Below are 16,782 nucleotides of genomic sequence, written 5' to 3' on the forward strand. Positions count from 1 at the left end.
CTCATCGGCCGTCGACGCGCTGCGCCGGTTCAGCGCCGGGGATGCAGGATCACCGGCAACCGCGATGGGGCTGCGACGAAATCACGGTTCGATGGTTTCACCTGGTAGCCGGGGTCGGCGACCGGCTGCCAGCGGGCGAAGAGGGCGGCGGTGGCGAGGGTGATCGTCATCAGGGCGAAGTTGTTGCCCGGGCAGTGCCTGCTGCCGACGCCGAACGGCAGGATCGCCTTCTTGTCGATCTCCTCGACCCGACCGGGGAACCAGCGATCCGGATCGAAGGTTTCCGGGCTCGGGTAGTAGTGCGGGTTGTGGTGAATCATGTACGGGCTGAACACCACCATGGCGCCGTCTGGCAGCGTGGTGCCGCCCAGCGTGACCGGTCCGTCCGCAGTGTGCGTGCTGACCCACGGGCCCCAGAACCGCAGCGTCTCCAGGATGACCAGCCGCAGATACGGCAGTTCCGCGACGTGGTCGGGGGTGACCGGGTCCGCGCCGACGAAATCGTCGAGCTCCCGGCGTAATTCGGCGGCGATCTCCGGATTGCGTATGGTTTCGTGCCACACCCAGCCCAGGATGGAGGCGGTCGAGCCGACTCCGGCGGCGAGCATGAGCAGCAGTTCGTCGATGATCTCCTCGTCCGACAGCCGGGTGCCGGTCTCCGGGTCGCGGTGCCGGACCAGCGCGGAGAGCACGTCGTGGAAATCGCGGTCGGCGCGGCGGTATTCGGCGACCACGGCGCCGATCTCGGCGCGCAACCGACGGGACTTGGCGCTGAACCGGCGGTTGGCGACCACGCGCAGGCGGCGCACCGGCGGCGGCAGCGCGGCGCGCTGGATCACCTGGCCGAGCAGCCACGGGATGTTCTGTTGGACCTCGCGTTTCGCGTCAGCGCCGAACTCGGCGGTGAACAGGGTCGAGGAGATCGTGTCGAGGACGAGGCGGTGCGCCTCGTCCACCAGGTTCACCTGCCGATCGGGTGGCAGCGCAGCCGACCACGCGTTCGCGAGATCGGCGGCGACGACCGCGTACTCGGTCAACCGGCGCTGCCGCAGCGCGGGCGCGATCATCCGCCTGCGCAGCTCGTGCGGCTTGCCGCTGAGCACGTTGGACGCGCCGCGAATGACCTCCTGTATCGCGTCGCGCAACTCCTCGCGATGGAACTCGCCCGCCTCGCCGAAACCCACCTCGCGGATGAGGTCCGGGGTGGTGAGCACGTAGGCCGGTCGCGGGCCGAGATAGATCCGTACGATCGGGGCGATCTCGGCCAGCGACGTGACGAACTTCAGTCCATCGCGCAGCGCCACCACGCTGTGGCCGAGCAGGGGTAGCCGCCCCGGCGCGGTGGGAACATTCGGAACAGGCTGCGGCATAGCTTGTTTCGCACCGCTGGCCAGGTCGGTGTATATCGCGAGAATCGCCTCGGTGAGGCGTGATTGCCGCGCGGAGTCGGCATGATCGGCGAGGATCTTGCGCATCGGCGCCAATTGCTCGGGGTCGTCGGCGAGTTCGCGCAGTGCGTCGGCGATCGCCGCCACCGACGGGCCGCGGGTACAGACCCCACCGCCCTCGGGCACCGTCTCGGCCAGATCCGGATCGCAGTAGACCACCGGTAGCCGCATGGCCACCGCCTCCAGCAGGGCCATGCCCTGGGTATCGAAACCCGAAGAGGGAAAGAGCAATACGTCGTGCGTCGCCATCGCCGCCAGACACTCGGCCTGACTGACCGCACCGTGCAGCCGCACCCGATCGCGCAGCCCGCCCGCGTCGATCGCCGCCCCCGCACGCTCCCACAGCTCGCCGGTGCCGTAGATGTCGAACACGCAGTTCGCCACGAGCCGTACCGCCTCGATCGCCTCGAGCAGCCGCTTCTCCCCGGAAAGTCTGGCGCACCACAGGATTCGCAATGGCTCGGTTCGTACCGGGCCGGACTCCGGCACCGACGTCTGTGCGGCGTCGAGCAGTTCGTCATCGATTCCGTTGGAGATCACCCGAATCGGCCGAGCCAGCCCGTGCGCCAGAATGCGCTCGGCGAAGTGCTCGGTCGGCACGATCACCCGATCGGCGGCCTGGGCCTGGGCGACCATCGTGCGCCAGGCGTGCCGCGCCGCCCGGGATTCAGCGTTGCGCGGCATCCGTCCCCGATGCGAGACGAAGCGGCCGTGCAGCGCCCGCATGGTGAGCGCGGACAGATAGGGGACCGGCGAGGTGTTGGCGATGAAGACGTCGTCGCGGCTGTGCACGGTGTGCACCACGGGAATGCCGTGGCGCCGAGCCGCGCGCAGCCCGGCGATGGCGACGCCGTAGGTGGTCTGGGTGTGCACGACATCGATCGGGCCGCGCTCGGCGAACGCCGCGTCGATGGCCCGATTGTTCGCAGGCGTCGGCAGCACCATGGCGAAACCGTTCACCACGACGCCCCCGAGTGCGGAAAGGACCACCAGGTCCGGGTCCGGTTCGGTAGATTCCGGCGTGGGCGCGGTGAACACGGTGACGCGGTGGCCGAGCCGCTCGAGCCCGCGACGCTGGGCATGTACCGAGGTCTGGATCCCGCCGAGAGTCGCGGGATGGAAGTCCGTGAACAGCGCGACGTGCATGCCGACCACGGTACGGACATGTGCGCCGCGCGGATGCTGGAAAAACGACGAGTCGCGACAAGTGCGGGGTATGGCCCGCCGGGTACAGGAGCTGGCATGAGAGTGGCGATTCCGTTGACGGGCACCCGCGGCGACGTGCAACCCGCGGTGGCGCTCGGGCTGGAGCTGCGCAGGCGCGGCCACGACGTCCTGGTCGGCGCGCCGCCGAACCTCGTCGACTTCGCCACCCGCACCGGCCTGGCCGCCGTCAGCTGCGGGCCGGACGTGCAGCAGCTCTACTCGTCCGACGAGGGCCAGAAGGCGCTGGCCGCGGGCAGCAGCTTCCGGCTGATGCAGCTGGTCGGCAAGCAGATGGCCGACTACGCCGAGCAGATGAACCGCGAGGTGATCGACGTGTGCGCGGGCGCGGACGTGATCGTGGCGACGATGCTCACCGAGGATCGGGCCGCGTCGGTCGCCGAGGCGATGCGGGTGCCGATGGTTTCGCTGCACGGCTTTCCGTGCCGGAAGAACTCCGCGTATCCGTTCCCCGGCTCGCTGCCGCCGGCCTGGCGCCCGCCCGCCCTGGTGAACCGCGCCACCTGGCTGCTCGCCGAGAACCTGCGCCGCGTCGTCTTCATGCGCTACCTCAACCAGCTGCGCAAGGAGCTCGGCCTGCCGCGCACCACCGCCGCGCCTGCCGACATGCTCGCGCGCGCCGGCGTGCCCGAGGTACAGATCTACGACCGTGCCCTGGTGCCCGGCCTGGCCGAGGAGTGGGGCGAGCGCAGGCCGCTCGTCGGCTTCCTGCCGCTGGAGCGGACCGCCAGGGAGGCGCTCGGCGAGCTGGCCGCCGATCACGGTGAGGTGATCGCCTGGATCGCGGACGGCGAGCCGCCGGTGTACTTCGGTTTCGGCAGCATGCCCATCCGGGACACACACGCCGTGCTCGCGATCGTCGAGCAGGTGTGCGAGCGGCTGGGTATCCGGGGTTTGGTGAGCGCGGGCTGGAGCGATCTGGCCGCCGCCGACGCGGAAACCGGCAAGCAGGTGAAGGTGGTGGGCCCGGTCGCGCACGACATCGTCTTCCCGGTGTGTGCCGCGGCGGTGCACCACGGCGGCATCGGCACCACCTTCGAGAGCCTGCGGGCCGGGTTACCGACGCTGGTCTGTTCGGTGTCGTTCGACCAGCCGATGTGGGGTGCGCAGGTCGAACGGCTCGGTGTCGGTGCGCATCTGAGTTTCCGCAAGCTCGACCGGGAGCGGCTGGAAGCCGGGGTGCGGACACTGCTGGACGAGGGGACCGCGCAACGGGCGAAAGCCCTCGCGGGAGAACTGCAATCGCACGCTGACGCGACGCCGCGCACCGCCGACATCGTCGAGGCGACAGCCGGGTGAGCAGGCAGACCGCCGGCGGGGCGCTATGAACACAGTGGCGCTCGCTTGCGGCGATTGCGCCGTCATGTTCCGGCGGGCGGTGCGGCATACGCTGCGTAGCCGGGACACGCTGCTGATCTCGCTGTTGCTGCCGGTGCTGATCATGCTGCTGTTCGTGTACGTATTCGGTGGCGCGATACAGGTGGACGGCCCCTACATCGACTATGTGATTCCCGGAATCATCCTGCTGTGCACCGGATTCGGCGCCTCGATCACCGCCACGGCGGTGGCGACCGATCTGCGCACCGGCGCGGTGGACCGATTCCGGACCTTGCCGATCTTTCGGCAAGCCCTGCTGGCCGGGCATGTGGGGGAGGGGGTCGTGCGCAACATGATCGCGGTAGTCGTGGTGCTCGTGGTCGGGGTGCTGCTGGGCTTCCGTTCGGACGCAGGGTTTCTCGGGTGGCTCGGCGCGCTCGCGGTGATCGTGCTCTTCGTGCACGCGATTACCTGGATCGCGGTCGCGCTGGGTCTGCTCGCGCAAAACCCGGAGGCCGCAGGCGGATTCACCTACGCCATCATGTTCATCCCCTACATCAGCAGTGCCTTCGTGCCGACCGCCACCATGCCGTCCTGGCTACGCGGCTTCGCCGAGCATCAACCCGCGACCCCGGTGATCGATACGCTCCGCGGCCTGCTCCTCGGTGCCGAATGGCACAGCAGCGCGGCGCTCGCGGTGCTCTGGTCCGTCGGGCTCGCTGTACTCGGCTATGTCTGCGCCGCAGTGCTTTTCGCCCGTCGTTCGCGGGTGTGAAGCCGTCGATACATCTTTCGGGACAACGCGAGTGCGCAGGTCAGAGTCGGGAGCGGGTGTCCCGCTGCTGCTGCCGGGCATGTCGAGTCACAGCCTGGTGTCGGGTCCGTCCATCGAGGACTTGGCCCGCGACCGCACCGTCTATACCACCGATATCGTGGGAGCTGCGTGCGGGCCGCGCCGATGCGGTCCAGGTCCGAGCCCTCAGGACGGGCTGTCCGGGCGCGAATCCGTCTTGGTGCGTTCGCGTTCGGCGGCGGTGGCGAGGTAGTCGCCGAGTTCCCGGCGCAGAGTCACGTCGAGCGAGCGGGCAAGCGTCGAGTGCACCGAGGCCACGGCCAGCTCGCGCATCTTGCTCAACATCGTTGTGGTGTCGGCGATTTCGCCGCTGGTCTCGGGGAGCCAGCCCGCGCCGTGCTCATCGATGATGTGCTGCTTGGCGGCGGTGATCATGATGTGGGTGATGTCGTCGATCCGGTCGGCGACCTTGGCGTAGATCTCGATGAGGGTGCGCAGTTCCAGGCCGTACTCGTGCAGCTCCGCGAACGAGGTGAGCAGCTGGGTCTCGGTGAACACCACGGTGTCACCCTCCAACCGGACCAGTTTCATCTCACGCAGCCGGTCGACGAGCTCGTCGGCCTCCGCGCCGAGGATGGTGCCGATCAGCTCGCGCGGCACCTCGAAGGTCTCGTCCTTCGCCCAGGACGCGGTGACCGCGTGCTGCAAGCCGAGCACCTCGGTGAGGTCCTTGCCGGTCTCCCAGCTGGTGATGAAGTCGCCGATGTGCGCGGTGGTGAACCCGCGTTGCAGCAGCGCGTCGATCAACCGCAGTCGCTCGAGGTGCGAATTGTCGTAGATGCTGGCCCGCCCGTCCTTGCCGACGGGCGGGGGCAGCAGACCGCGCTCCTGGTAGGCGCGCACATTGCGGGTGGTGGTGCCCGCGGCGCGCGCGAGGTCATCGATGCGGTACTCCATCGACTCCACCTCCTCGCCCACCTGCGCGCCGGAATGCCGGCGACCGAACAGCCCGGTTATTGATTGCCCGAGTCTATCGCCAAGGCCGCCGGCACCGGTCATCTAGGAAACCGCCGCGATCCGGGGCTTACGGGCGGTGCGGTCCGCGGCGACCACCGTGTAGTCGGCGAGGTCGACGGTCCGCAGCTGATTGACGTACTGGGTGGCGAAGCCCGGATACATGGTCGCGTTGAAACCGTCCTCGGAGAGGTACCAGCTGCGGCAGCCCGAGTTCCAGGTGGTGCCGGTCAGCCTGCGCTGCATGCCCGCGTTGTAGCGGTCCTGCCGGTCCTTGCGGACGTCGAGCACGCGCAGATCCTGCTCCAGGATGGTGCCGATGGCGCTGATCAGGTAGTCGATCTGGGCCTCCATGTACACCAGCGCCGAATTGTGGCCGGGACCCGAGTTCGGTCCGAAGGTGAAGAACAGGTTCGGGTATCCGGATACGGCGACGCTCTTGTAGGCGTACGCGCCGCCCGACCATTCGTCGGCGAGCACCCGGCCGTCCCGCCCGACGACCGGGATCGGGGTGCCGGTCTTGGAGACGTCGAAGCCGGTGGCGAAGACGATGCAGTCGGCTTGGTGCTCGATGCCTTCCGCAGTGCGGATGCCGTTCTCGGACAGCCGCGCGATGGGCCAGGTGATCAGCTTGCAGTTGTCCCGCTGCAGCGCGGGGTAGTAGTCGTCGGTCATCAGCAGCCGCTTGCAGCCTGCCCGGAAATCCGGAGTGAGCTGACGGCGCAGCCAGGGATCCTTGACCTGCCTGCGTAATTGGGCCTTGCCGACCAGTTCGACGACCCTGGTCAGCGGTGTGTTCCAGACGACGCCGAGCGCGACCGACTCGTGCCCGTAGAACCAGGCTTGCCGGGCGAGCTGCTCCGCGGCGGGCACCCGGCGGTAGAGCTCCTTGGTCACCGCGTTGGTGCGCCGGTTGACCCGGGGCAGCACCCAGCCCGGCGTGCGCTGAAAGACCTTGACCGAAGCGGCCTTATCGACCAGCTCCGGAATGATCTGCACCGCGCTGGCGCCGGTGCCGACCACCGCGACCTTCTTGCCGGTGAAGTCGTAGTCGTGATCCCAACGGGCACTGTGGATCTTGTGCCCGGCGTAATCCTCGATGCCGCGAATGTTCGGAAAGCTGGCATTGGCCAGCGGTCCCGAGGCGAGCACCACGGCGCGGGCTCGCACGGCCTCGTCGCGGCCGTCGATCGTGATCTCCCACAGCCCGGCGGGCTCGTCGAAGACGATGCCGGACACGTTGTGGCCGAACCGGAAATGCGGTCCGAGGCCGAACTCGGCCGCCATCGACTCGATGTAGCCGAGGATTTCGTTGCTGCCCGAGTAGGTGTGCGACCAGTCCGGGTTCGGCGCGAAGCTGTAGGAGTACAGCCGCGACGGAATGTCGCAGGCCGCACCGGGATAGGTGTTGTCGCGCCAGGTGCCGCCGATCGCGTCGCCGCGCTCGAAGATGGCGAAACTGTCGATCCCCTTTTGTTTCAGGCGAATCGCGCTGCCGATACCGGCGAACCCGCCGCCGATGATGGCGACGTCCAAAGTCTTGCTGCTCATCTGCCTCACGCCGCCGGCTCGTAGGTGACTTCCTTGACCCAGGTCGGGTCCCTGCGCAGCAGTGCCTTCGGCACCCTGGCGGTGATCTTCACCAGTGCGTCGGCGAACAGGTGGTACGGGTGGCCGCGGTCGATCACCCAGCTTCCGTGCATCTTGACGATCTGGTACATCGGCAGCCTGCGCGCGAACTCGCTGCGCTCACCGACATTGGCGTAACGCTTCAGCGCCGAGTACAGCTTCTCCTCGTCGACGCCCATCTCGACGATGTTGTCGCGCATCTTGTTCAGCAGCGGCACGTAGCTCAGCACGCCGATGAGCAGCGACGGCTTCAGCCAGCCGCCGACCAGATCGATGGCGAGCTTGCGCACCTGTGAGTGCCCGAGCAGATCCATCACCGCGAAATCGACCGCCAGGTGCCGGGATTCGTCGTTGTTGATCTTCTTGAAGGCGTCCTGACAGACCGGGTCGTGGATCTCGTCCATGATGAACTTGACCAGCGCGCCGTCCAGCGCGACCTCCAGCATCGGAATCACGGTGCCCAGGAACGACAGCGACATATCGTCGGCGTACTTGTCCAGGAAGTCGATCACCAGCTTGACGTTCACATTCGGCTGCGGAATCTCGTCGCCGTCGAGCATGCCCCAGCGCCGCATCAGCGCCAGTTCGGCGTTGGCGTGGCGCTGCTCCTCGGCGTGGAAGTAGCGGTAGATCTCGCGCAGCGTCTCGGTGGGCGCCTTCTTCGCCATGGCGGCGAAGCCGCGCGCGCCGACGTTCTCGATCCACATCAGGTCGGCCATGAACGGCTTGAGCTTGGCGTGCAGTTCGGGCGTGATCGTCTCGGCGCCCGGTGCGTCCCAGTCGATATCGGCCAGCGCCCACTGTCGGTCTTTGATCTTGGCGAGCATGTCGTCGAAGTCCATCGTGATGGCCATGTCAGACTCCTGTCTTGTCGGTGACCGAGGTGCGGTCGGTGGCGGGGGAGTTGTCCTGGGGCAGCACTCGATCCAGGAGGCCGAGGACATAGGTGTACTGGGCGGGGAAGTAGCGCTTGAGCCGCCAGACGACGTGGGCGTCCAGTTGGGGCAGCACATACAGCTGCCCACGATCGTGCGCGTCGAGGGTGTTGCGGGCGACGTGTTCGGGCGTGAAGCCGGTCCAGCGCATCAGGGTGTCGGCCAGTCGGGCCGACTGCTGGGTGATCCGGCCGTCCTTGGCCACATTGGTTTTCACGAAGGTGGGGCACAGTACGGTGACCGCGACGCCGGTGCCGCTCAGCTCGGCCGCCATCGTCTCCGACAGCGACATCACCCCGGCCTTGGACACGTTGTAGACCGACATCGAGGGTGCGGCGGCGAACCCGGCCGCGGAGGCGACGTTGATGATGCCGCCGCGACGGGCGGCGCGCAGCTGCGGCGTGAAGACCTCACACCCGTGCACCACACCCCACAGGTTGATGCCGAGCGCCCACTGCCAGTCCTCGAAACCGACCTGGCCGACCCGCTTTCCGCCGATGCCGACGCCTGCGTTGTTGATCACCAGGCTGACCGGGCGCTCGAACAGCGATTCGGCAAAGCGCGCAAGGTTTTCCACGTCTTCGCGGTGCGCCACATCGCAGCGGAACGCATGCGCGGTGCCGCGATGCTTGCGTTCGATCAGCGCGACGGTCTCGTCGGCGCGCGCCTCGTCGATGTCGGCGCAGATCACCTGCCCGCCGCGATCGGCGATCTCCAGTGCGAAGGCCCGGCCGATGCCGCTGCCCGCCCCCGTAACCACCGCTCGCGCGCCGTAGCTGCGCCGTGGCCGATTACCAAGGGGCAGCAGCTTTTCCAATCCGAACATGGTCAGCTCACCTTCTCCGAGACGGTGCGGGCGGCGAGTGCCGTCCGCAGGAAGTCGGCCGCTCGGGCCAGGGCTTGGTCGGCTTCGGGCACCAGCGTCGGCAGCGCCTGGAAGACGTGCACCTGACCCGGCCACACCTCCAGCTCGCAGCTGCCGCCCGCGGCGCGCACCATCGCGCAGAGCGCCCGCGCGTCGGCACTGAGCATCTCGGTGCCGCCGACCTGAATCAGCATGGGCGGCAGGGACATGCCTTCCGGCACGGTCAGCCGCAGTCGCGGGGTGTCGTCGGGCAGGCCCCGGGTGTAGGCGCGTGGCATGCGGCTCGCCGCCTTGGCGGAGATGAGCGGATCCCGTCGGCGCCGTTCTTGTTCGGCGGCCAGCTGCAGCGTCAGGTCGAACAGGGGGGAGAACATCACCACGGCCGCGGGCTGCGGAATGCGGCGGCGTTCGTTCTCGATGAGCAGGTCGAGCGTGAGATGCCCACCCGCCGAATCACCGGCGATCACCAGGTCGTCGGCGGCGTAGCCGCGGTCGAGCAGCCAGCGGTAGCCCGCCTCGACATCGTCGGCCGCCGCCGGGAAGCGGTGTTCCGGGGCGAGCCGGTAGTCGGTCAGGAAGACCGGAAGCCCGGTCTTGCGCGACAGCTGCGCGGCCAGCCCCCGGTGCGTGCGGGCGGAGCAGATGACGTAGCCGCTGCCGTGAATGTAGTAGACGGCGCGTTTGCCGAAGGAGACGCCGGGCGCGCGGACCCATTCTCCGCGCACCGGCCCGGACCGAACCGGGGTGACGGCGGTGCCACGGGGCACCGGGCCGCCGACGGCCATGAAGGTGGCGACGAGCTTGCGGGCGAACCAGACTCCCGGGGCATTCATCGGCACCGCGTTGTTCAGCGGGCGCAACCCGAACTGGGTGGCCGCCGCGGCCAGGGTGGCCCGCGTGGAGGGTGCGGTGGGTACGCCGGGGATCGAGGTCCTCGTTGACCTTGTCATGCGTCCAGAATCATCGATGAATGCGCCAGTTGTCAATGGCACATTTGTTGCAGGCCGATCGCGATGCGGGCTGACCTGCGACGACGACCGCGGCATCAGCTGGTGGGCTGGTGCCGCGGTCGTCGCGGGTGGGGCTGTTCAGTTGTCGGATAGTCACTGCGCTTTGCGCAGGCCCAGGTACTGCAGGGCGGCGAAACCGCCGACGGTGGCGGCCTGCATGACCGTCCAGATCGAGCCGACCAGATTCAGGTCGAGGACGCCTGCGATGAGGGCGGCCAGGCTGACCACGGTCCAGGCGGCGTTGCCTGCGATCACGACGCCGGTCGCCGCGGGGCTGATCGTCTGCCGGGTGCCGATGATCGCCACCGCCACGCCGTACAGAGTCAGGAAGATCCCGATCGGAATGCCGAGCTCGGTGTTCAGGCCGAGCAGCGACTCCAGCGGCCCGGCGAGGGCGAGGTAGGCCAGGCCGTTGACGCCGGTGACCACGGCATCCAGGCGGAGCGAGAGGCGAAGCAACTGCGGGCCGGGGGCCATGACGGTGGACAGGTAGGACGGGGCGGTGGCGTTCATGACTTTGCTTTCCTTCGGTGAATCAGTATGTGGCGAAGCAGGTTTCGATCAGGCTGCGGCGGGGACCTTGTCGAGGAAGCCGTACACGTTGGCGATGCGGCCATCCGCGACCACGGCGACGTCGAAGCCGACAACCACCGCGGGGGCGTCGGCGGGGCCGAGCTCCCAGGTGAAGCGGACCTGGTCGTGGTGGGCGTCCACCGGGCCGGCCAGCCGGAAGGTCCAACCGGGGAATTGCGCTTGCGCCGCGGCGATTCCGGCGTCGATGGCGTCGTGCCCGGTCACCGCCATCAGCGGGTCGGTGTAGCCCGCGGTCTCGGTGAACACCCGGGCGACGGCGGCCTTGCGGGCGGCGGCGTCGGTGGTGTTCCAGGCTTCCAGGTACTGGGCGACGATGGTGTCCATGATGAGCTCCTTCGGGGCTGTGATCTGCGGTTTCGCTGTCGTTCTTGCTGACAGGAACTACGTTATGGCCGCAGGGGGGTGCCCCGAATCAGTCATCTATAAGTACTTTTCGCCGCCGTATACGTAGGGGCGGCGCGCTGGGATCAGTAGCCGCGGTCCGGATCGATCGGTGCCAGTAGATCTTTGCCCGCGACGAACCGCCGCACGTTCGCGCCGACATGGTCGGCGAAGGCGGCCAGCCGCAACTGCGGCGGGTTCGAATCATGCGGCGTCACAATGGCGTTCGGTAGCACCCAGAGCGGGTGGCCGTCCGGCAACGGCTCCGGCTCGGTGACGTCGAGACCGGCTCCGGCGATCGCGCCGGAGGCGAGCGCGGTGACCAAGGCATCGGTGTCGATGAGGCTGCCGCGGGCGATGTTGATGACCCACGAGGACGGCTTCAGCCTGGCGAGCACGTCCGCGTCGATGAGATGGTGCGTCGCGGGGGTCGCGGGCGCCGCGACGACCACGTGGTCGGTGCGCGGCCACACGCGGGAGAGCTGGTCGGTGGAGATCGTCTCGATCGTGTCGGGGATATCGGGGCCGGTGACCGGGCGGCCGGACCGGTTCACCGCGATCACCTGCGCACCCAGCGGGGTGAGCATGGGGATCAGCGCGCGGCCGATGCCGCCCGCGCCGACGATGGTGACCGTCTTTCCGCGCAGCGAACCGATGTGTGGGATGAAATCCTGCTGCCGCCAGCTGGCCGCGCGCAGATGCTCGGGCAGATAACGCACACCGGCCAGCAGCAGCATCAGTGCATGCTCGGCCACGCTCATCGCGAAAGCGCCTGCGGCGGAGGTGAATTGCACCTTCGGGTGGGCGGCGATGATGCCCGCGTCGAACCATTCTTCGACGCCGGCCGCGGGGAGTTGTACCCACTCGACCGTGCTCGGTAATTCATCCGGGAACTGCCCGGGCGTGCCCGCCCAGATCAACCCCTGCGCCTTGTCGAGGTCGGCTACCGTCGCGCCGCCGTCCACCACCGCTTTGGCCAGCAATGCGGGCGGCGGGTCGGCCGGTCCGATCGCTATCGCTACTGCCGGTCGGTTCATGGAGGGACCTCCTTCGGAGCAGTACAGCGGGTTCGCACGGCAGCTATGGCAGCGCCTCCGCGACGTTATCACCGTCGCCGAGCCCGCTCGCCGAGTCGCAGCGCAGGGACACTGCGAGGGTTCTCCGCCCCCTTCTGCCGACGAATTCGCTGTTATCCGGTGGCAGCGGGACCATGCGCGTGGATGGTCGGATCAGCTGTGCTAGTCCGCGTCGAGGTCGGTTTCCGCGTCCAGGTCGGCGTCCACCTTGTCGCGATCGGCCCACTCCAGCAGCTGGTCGATCTCGAAGACGGCGTCGTCGATGCCCGCGTGCAGATCGCCGAGTTCGGCGAAGCGGGCGGGAACGGTCTTCATAGTGAAGTCGCGCGGGTCGATGTCGGGGATCTCGTCCCAGCGGATCGGGGTGGAGACGGTGCCCGTCGGTACGCCGCGGACGGAGTAGGCGGCGGCGATCGTATGGTCGCGGGCGTTCTGGTTGTAGTCGACGAACAGCAGCGCGGGGTCGCGGTCCTTGCGCCACCAGGTGGTGGTCACGTCATCGGGTGCGCGGCGTTCCACCTCGCGCGCGAAGGCGAGTGCCGCGCGCCGCACCTCCTTGAAACCCCAGTTCGGCGCGATCCGGACATAGATGTGTAAACCATTGCCGCCGGAGGTCTTCGGCCAGCCGACCGCGCCCAGTTCGTCGAGCACCTCCTGCGCGACACCGGCCACCCGCTGCACCCGCGACCACGGACAGTCCGGCATCGGGTCCAGGTCGATGCGCCACTCGTCGGGGCACTCGGTGTCGGCGGCGCGCGAGTTCCACGGATGGAACTCGACCGTCGACATCTGCACGGCCCAGATGACGTCGGCCAGCTCGCGCACGCACAGCTCGTCGGCGTGTCGGCCGTAGCGGGGGAAGAAGACACGCACCGTGGGAATCCAGTCCGGCGCGCCCGCGGGCAGCCGCTTCTGGTGCACCTTGTCGCCGGCCAGTCCCTTCGGGAATCGGTGCAGCATGCACGGCCGGTCGCGCAGCGCGCGGACGATGCCGTCGCCGACGCTCAGGTAGTACTGCACCAGGTCGAGCTTGGTCGCGCCGGTCTCCGGGAAGTACACCCGGTCCGGGTTCGAAATGCGGATCGTGCGGTCGCCGACGTCCAGTTCGATGGCCGGCGACGCGGACTTGCTGGCCACGGGTCCGACGATAGCCGAACCGGCACCGGCCGCGCGGGCGGAAAACGAGCCGCACACCCTGCAGCATCGTGGTATGCATGAGGGTATGAGCGAGCGCAGATCATGCTGCGCACGCCGGCGGCGAGCGCTGACGAGGTGGCGGCATGAGTAAAGCGACGCGGGTAACCGTGACCCTGGATCCGCAGGTGGCCGAGTGGGCGAAGCAGGCGGCCGACCAGCAGAATCGCAGTCTCTCCTCGGTGATCAACGCCTCGCTGCGCACCGCGCTGGTGCACGACAGCCTGGCCAAGCTGGCCGTCGACGAGGCCGCCGAACAAGCCGCCGCCTACGACGATCTGACCATCACCGAGGCGGCCGAAACCGACGCCCGCCGCAACCGCGGCGCGGCATGAGGCGCGGCGAAGTCTGGCGTTACTCCCCGGCACTGCGCGACGGCACCCCGCTGCCCCGACGCATGTCGGTGGTGCTGGTCTCCGACTCGGCCGTGATCACCTCCCCGTACCGCTGGCTACACGTCGTCCCGCTGCGCGACGCCGACCCCGGCCACGTCCTGGCCACGCACACCGAACACGGCTGGGCCGACACCCTCGAACTGCACCGCGCCTACCGCCCGTGGCTCACCGAACAACTCGGCGAACTCACCGTCGCCGAATCCGAATCCCTCGACGCCCGCCTGCGCGCCACCCTCAGCCTCTGATCTGCGGCTTCGCTGCGCGTGAACAACGACGGTGACCGCCGATTCGGCGAGCACACTGGACCGTATGATGCGAAAACTACTCCGGGCCGTTCGAAGACTGTTGGGCGGCAAGGTAGCCGGCGGTGGTCCGCCCGGCGACGGTAGCGGCGGTGGCACGGCGGGCGTCCGCGAGCCCCGCCGACCGGTGCCGCCGGACAATCAGTTGGGCGGTACCCGACCGATAGAGCCCGACCCGAAGACGATCACCCTGCCCGACGCTCGGCAGTGATCCGGCCGACTAGGTGACCGAGGCGAGCGCGAAGGGGAGGACGGCGTCCGCACCAGCCCTACGCAGTGCGTGCGCGGCGAGGGTGAGTGTCCAGCCGGTGTCGGAGAGCGCGTCCACCAACAGGATCGGACCCTCGACGTCGGTGAGGTCGGGGACCTCCCAGGAGTCGAACAGGCCGGCGACGCGATGGGCGGAGTTGGCGGCGGACACCGGCGGGCGGCCCGGGCGGGTCGGCAGCGTGCCGAGGTCGTGCATGCGGCCCACCTCGGCGAGGCCCGCGGCGAGGGTGGCGGTCAGCACGGGGTAGCGCGGGGACTCGAGTGCCATCACCGCGGTCGGGCGAACGGCCCAATCCCAGTCGCGCAGTACCGCGATGCACGCCTCGAAGACCTGCTCGGGGATGGGATCGTCGGGTCCGTCGAGCAGGGCGCGCAGGCGCTGACCCCAGCCGAGATCGGTGAGCCTGCCGAGCACCCGCCCCGTCTCGGCCCCGCCGGTGATCTTGCCGGACAACGGAACACCGAGCTTCGCCATGCCGGTGGGCCACTGCTTGCGCGGGCTCAGATCCAGACCCGGCCGGTCGAGCCTGGCCCGGGTGGCGGCGACCGCGTCGGCGTCCACCGTGACGTCGGGCCGGGTGCCGGTGCAGTTGTCGCAACGCCCGCAGCCGGGCGAATCCGAGTGGCCCGCGGGCAATCCGGGGTCGTCCAGCTGACGACGCAGGAACTCCATCCGGCAGGCCGTTGTCGACTGGTAATCGATCATGGCCTGCTGCTCGACCTCGCGCGCCTCGGACAGTCGCTCGTAGCGTTCGGTGTCGTAGGTCCACGGCTGACCGGTGGATATCCAGCCGCCGCGCACCCGGCGCACCGCACCGTCCACGTCGAGCACCTTGAGCACCATCTCCAGCCGGGAGCGGTTCAGCTCGACCAGCGGTTCCAGCGCGGCCGTGGACAACGCCCGGTCGGTGTCGAGTGCGTCGAGCACCGAGCGCACGATGTGCTCGCGCGGAAACGCAACGGAGGCAAAGTAACTCCAGATCCGCGCGTCCTCGGGTCCGGGCAGCAGCACCACCTCGGCCCGCTCGGTGGCGCGGCCCGCGCGACCGACCTGCTGGTAGTAGGCGATGGGGGAGGACGGCGCGCCGACGTGCACGACGAAGCCGAGATCGGGCTTGTCGAAACCCATGCCGAGTGCCGAGGTGGCGATGAGCGCCTTCACCTCGTTGTTCAGCAGCGCCGCTTCCAGCGCCTCGCGTTCGGCGGGGTCGGTCTGGCCGGTGTAGGCGGCGACGGTGTGGCCGTGGGAGTTCAGCACGTCCGCCAGATCGTGCGCGGCGGCGACGGTGAGCGTGTAGACGATGCCGGAGCCGGTGAGGGTGCGCAGGTGCCCGCTGAGCCAGGCGGTGCGTTCCACCGCGTCGGCGAAGCGCACCACCGACAGGTGCAGCGACTCGCGGTCCAGCGTGCCGCGCAGCACCAGGGTGTCGGTGCCGATCTGGGTGGCGACGTCGGTGACCACCCGATCGTTCGCGGTCGCGGTGGTGGCCAGCACCGGTACGTCCGAACCGAGATCGGCGATGAGTGTACGAATCCGCCGATAGTCGGGCCGGAAGTCGTGGCCCCAGTCGGAGACGCAGTGCGCCTCGTCGATCACCACGAGGCCGGCGTCGGCGGCGAGTTTCGGCAGCACCTGGTCGCGGAAGTCCGGATTGTTCAGTCGCTCCGGGCTGACCAGCAGCACGTCCACCGCGCCGGAGGCGACCTGGGCGTGGATCTCGTCCCATTCGGTGACGTTGCCCGAATTGATGGTCGCGGCAACCACACCCGCCCGTTGCGCGGCGGCGACCTGGTTGCGCATCAGCGCGAGCAAGGGCGACACGATGACGGTCGGTCCGCGGCCCGCCCCGCGCAGCAGCTTGGCGGCGATGAAGTACACCGCCGACTTACCCCAGCCGGTGCGCTGCACCACCAGCGCGCGGCGGCGCTGCACCACCAGCGCCTCGATCGCCGTCCACTGGTCCTCCCGTAGCCGAGCGGCAGGTCCGGCCAGTTCGCGCAGCAAATGTTCCGCGCGCTCGCGAAGGTCGGGTGCGGTGAGGTCGATCGCCGGGACATCGGTCGCCGTGGTCATGGGCTCCATCGTGCCCGACGGTACCGACACGAACCGCGCTCGTCGCGCCCGCCCGCCCCGACCGCGCATGTCGCGGTCGATACCGATCGGACTCTCGGTATCCGCCGTGATGTGCCTTACACTGCCTGGATCGCTGCTATGTCGGCCGAAATCCCCGGCCACGGCGGCGTTCACCACAAGTGAGTGCGGTTCGAACGATACGAGGCTTGCTGTCGACGCCGAGGACGAGTCGAATGAGCGAGACAACCGTGGCATGGCGCG

Annotated in this window: 15 protein-coding genes; 4 read left to right on the forward strand and 11 right to left on the reverse strand. The window is 68.8% G+C overall.

Going from position 1 to position 16,782, the window contains the following annotated elements:
• Positions 1-29: 29 nt before the first annotated feature.
• Positions 30-2,594 carry a cytochrome P450 gene (locus tag ACIHA7_RS15030; protein ID WP_397289604.1) on the reverse strand — a complete coding sequence of 855 codons (2,565 nt, stop codon included), beginning with the start codon at positions 2,592-2,594 and terminating at the stop codon, positions 30-32.
• Positions 2,595-2,690: 96 nt separating this feature from the next.
• Between ACIHA7_RS15030 and ACIHA7_RS15035 the strand changes: the two genes are divergently transcribed.
• Both ACIHA7_RS15035 and ACIHA7_RS15040 read left to right on the forward strand, forming a co-directional pair.
• Complete coding sequence (locus tag ACIHA7_RS15035) at positions 2,691-3,971, forward strand: glycosyltransferase (protein ID WP_397289606.1); 1,281 nt, start codon at positions 2,691-2,693, stop codon at positions 3,969-3,971.
• A gap of 25 nt (positions 3,972-3,996) precedes the next feature.
• The gene (locus ACIHA7_RS15040; protein WP_397289608.1) at positions 3,997-4,764 is read left to right on the forward strand and encodes an ABC transporter permease; all 768 of its coding nucleotides are present in this window, start codon (positions 3,997-3,999) and stop codon (positions 4,762-4,764) included.
• Between the two features lie 204 nt (positions 4,765-4,968).
• Here ACIHA7_RS15040 and ACIHA7_RS15045 read toward each other — a convergent pair whose 3' ends face one another.
• From ACIHA7_RS15045 to ligD, 9 genes are all read right to left on the reverse strand, one after another.
• Positions 4,969-5,841 (reverse strand): MerR family transcriptional regulator, encoded by an 873-nt coding sequence (locus ACIHA7_RS15045; protein WP_397289610.1) that lies wholly within the window; start codon positions 5,839-5,841, stop codon positions 4,969-4,971.
• Positions 5,842-7,347, reverse strand: coding sequence for a flavin-containing monooxygenase (locus tag ACIHA7_RS15050; RefSeq protein ID WP_397289612.1), 1,506 nt, complete (start codon positions 7,345-7,347; stop codon positions 5,842-5,844).
• 5 nt (positions 7,348-7,352) lie between these two features.
• Positions 7,353-8,273 (reverse strand): ferritin-like domain-containing protein, encoded by a 921-nt coding sequence (locus ACIHA7_RS15055; protein WP_397290767.1) that lies wholly within the window; start codon positions 8,271-8,273, stop codon positions 7,353-7,355.
• Positions 8,274-8,280: 7 nt separating this feature from the next.
• Positions 8,281-9,186, reverse strand: a complete 906-nt coding sequence (locus ACIHA7_RS15060) for an SDR family NAD(P)-dependent oxidoreductase (RefSeq protein ID WP_397289614.1) — start codon at positions 9,184-9,186, stop codon at positions 8,281-8,283.
• Between the two features lie 2 nt (positions 9,187-9,188).
• Positions 9,189-10,175: an alpha/beta hydrolase gene (locus tag ACIHA7_RS15065; protein WP_397289616.1), complete on the reverse strand. Its 987-nt coding sequence runs from the start codon at positions 10,173-10,175 to the stop codon at positions 9,189-9,191.
• A 153-nt stretch (positions 10,176-10,328) separates the two neighbouring features.
• Entirely contained in the window at positions 10,329-10,748 is a 420-nt protein-coding gene (locus ACIHA7_RS15070; protein ID WP_397289618.1) for a hypothetical protein, read from the reverse strand.
• A 48-nt stretch (positions 10,749-10,796) separates the two neighbouring features.
• Positions 10,797-11,153, reverse strand: a complete 357-nt coding sequence (locus ACIHA7_RS15075) for a nuclear transport factor 2 family protein (RefSeq protein ID WP_397289620.1) — start codon at positions 11,151-11,153, stop codon at positions 10,797-10,799.
• Positions 11,154-11,296: 143 nt separating this feature from the next.
• The gene (locus ACIHA7_RS15080; RefSeq protein WP_397289622.1) at positions 11,297-12,247 is read right to left on the reverse strand and encodes a D-isomer specific 2-hydroxyacid dehydrogenase family protein; all 951 of its coding nucleotides are present in this window, start codon (positions 12,245-12,247) and stop codon (positions 11,297-11,299) included.
• Between the two features lie 201 nt (positions 12,248-12,448).
• Positions 12,449-13,423: a non-homologous end-joining DNA ligase gene (gene ligD / locus ACIHA7_RS15085; RefSeq protein ID WP_397289624.1), complete on the reverse strand. Its 975-nt coding sequence runs from the start codon at positions 13,421-13,423 to the stop codon at positions 12,449-12,451.
• A gap of 143 nt (positions 13,424-13,566) precedes the next feature.
• Between ligD and ACIHA7_RS15090 the strand changes: the two genes are divergently transcribed.
• Both ACIHA7_RS15090 and ACIHA7_RS15095 read left to right on the forward strand, forming a co-directional pair.
• Complete coding sequence (locus tag ACIHA7_RS15090; RefSeq protein ID WP_397289626.1) at positions 13,567-13,815, forward strand: DUF6364 family protein; 249 nt, start codon at positions 13,567-13,569, stop codon at positions 13,813-13,815.
• Positions 13,812-14,120, forward strand: a complete 309-nt coding sequence (locus ACIHA7_RS15095; RefSeq protein ID WP_234390769.1) for a hypothetical protein — start codon at positions 13,812-13,814, stop codon at positions 14,118-14,120. Before ACIHA7_RS15090 ends, ACIHA7_RS15095 begins: the two co-directional genes overlap by 4 nt.
• A gap of 277 nt (positions 14,121-14,397) precedes the next feature.
• On the opposite strand, the gene ACIHA7_RS15100 is transcribed toward ACIHA7_RS15095, so the two are convergent.
• Complete coding sequence (locus tag ACIHA7_RS15100; protein ID WP_397289629.1) at positions 14,398-16,521, reverse strand: RecQ family ATP-dependent DNA helicase; 2,124 nt, start codon at positions 16,519-16,521, stop codon at positions 14,398-14,400.
• Between the last annotated feature and the right edge of the window lie 261 nt (positions 16,522-16,782).

Origin of the sequence: Nocardia sp. NPDC052316 (assembly GCF_044547795.1) — a bacterium.
Taxonomy (GTDB): domain Bacteria; phylum Actinomycetota; class Actinomycetes; order Mycobacteriales; family Mycobacteriaceae; genus Nocardia.

Excerpts from the sequence above, each read along its gene's own strand:
- ACIHA7_RS15030 (WP_397289604.1), bottom strand. The coding sequence starts at position 2,594 with ATGCACGTCGCGCTGTTCACGGACTTCCATCCCGCGACTCTCGGCGGG.
- ACIHA7_RS15035 (WP_397289606.1), top strand. The coding sequence starts at position 2,691 with ATGAGAGTGGCGATTCCGTTGACGGGCACCCGCGGCGACGTGCAACCC.
- ACIHA7_RS15040 (WP_397289608.1), top strand. The coding sequence starts at position 3,997 with ATGAACACAGTGGCGCTCGCTTGCGGCGATTGCGCCGTCATGTTCCGG.
- ACIHA7_RS15045 (WP_397289610.1), bottom strand. The coding sequence starts at position 5,841 with ATGACCGGTGCCGGCGGCCTTGGCGATAGACTCGGGCAATCAATAACC.
- ACIHA7_RS15050 (WP_397289612.1), bottom strand. The coding sequence starts at position 7,347 with ATGAGCAGCAAGACTTTGGACGTCGCCATCATCGGCGGCGGGTTCGCC.
- ACIHA7_RS15060 (WP_397289614.1), bottom strand. The coding sequence starts at position 9,186 with ATGTTCGGATTGGAAAAGCTGCTGCCCCTTGGTAATCGGCCACGGCGC.
- ACIHA7_RS15065 (WP_397289616.1), bottom strand. The coding sequence starts at position 10,175 with ATGACAAGGTCAACGAGGACCTCGATCCCCGGCGTACCCACCGCACCC.
- ACIHA7_RS15070 (WP_397289618.1), bottom strand. The coding sequence starts at position 10,748 with ATGAACGCCACCGCCCCGTCCTACCTGTCCACCGTCATGGCCCCCGGC.
- ACIHA7_RS15075 (WP_397289620.1), bottom strand. The coding sequence starts at position 11,153 with ATGGACACCATCGTCGCCCAGTACCTGGAAGCCTGGAACACCACCGAC.
- ACIHA7_RS15080 (WP_397289622.1), bottom strand. The coding sequence starts at position 12,247 with ATGAACCGACCGGCAGTAGCGATAGCGATCGGACCGGCCGACCCGCCG.
- ACIHA7_RS15090 (WP_397289626.1), top strand. The coding sequence starts at position 13,567 with ATGAGTAAAGCGACGCGGGTAACCGTGACCCTGGATCCGCAGGTGGCC.
- ACIHA7_RS15095 (WP_234390769.1), top strand. The coding sequence starts at position 13,812 with ATGAGGCGCGGCGAAGTCTGGCGTTACTCCCCGGCACTGCGCGACGGC.
- ACIHA7_RS15100 (WP_397289629.1), bottom strand. The coding sequence starts at position 16,521 with ATGACCACGGCGACCGATGTCCCGGCGATCGACCTCACCGCACCCGAC.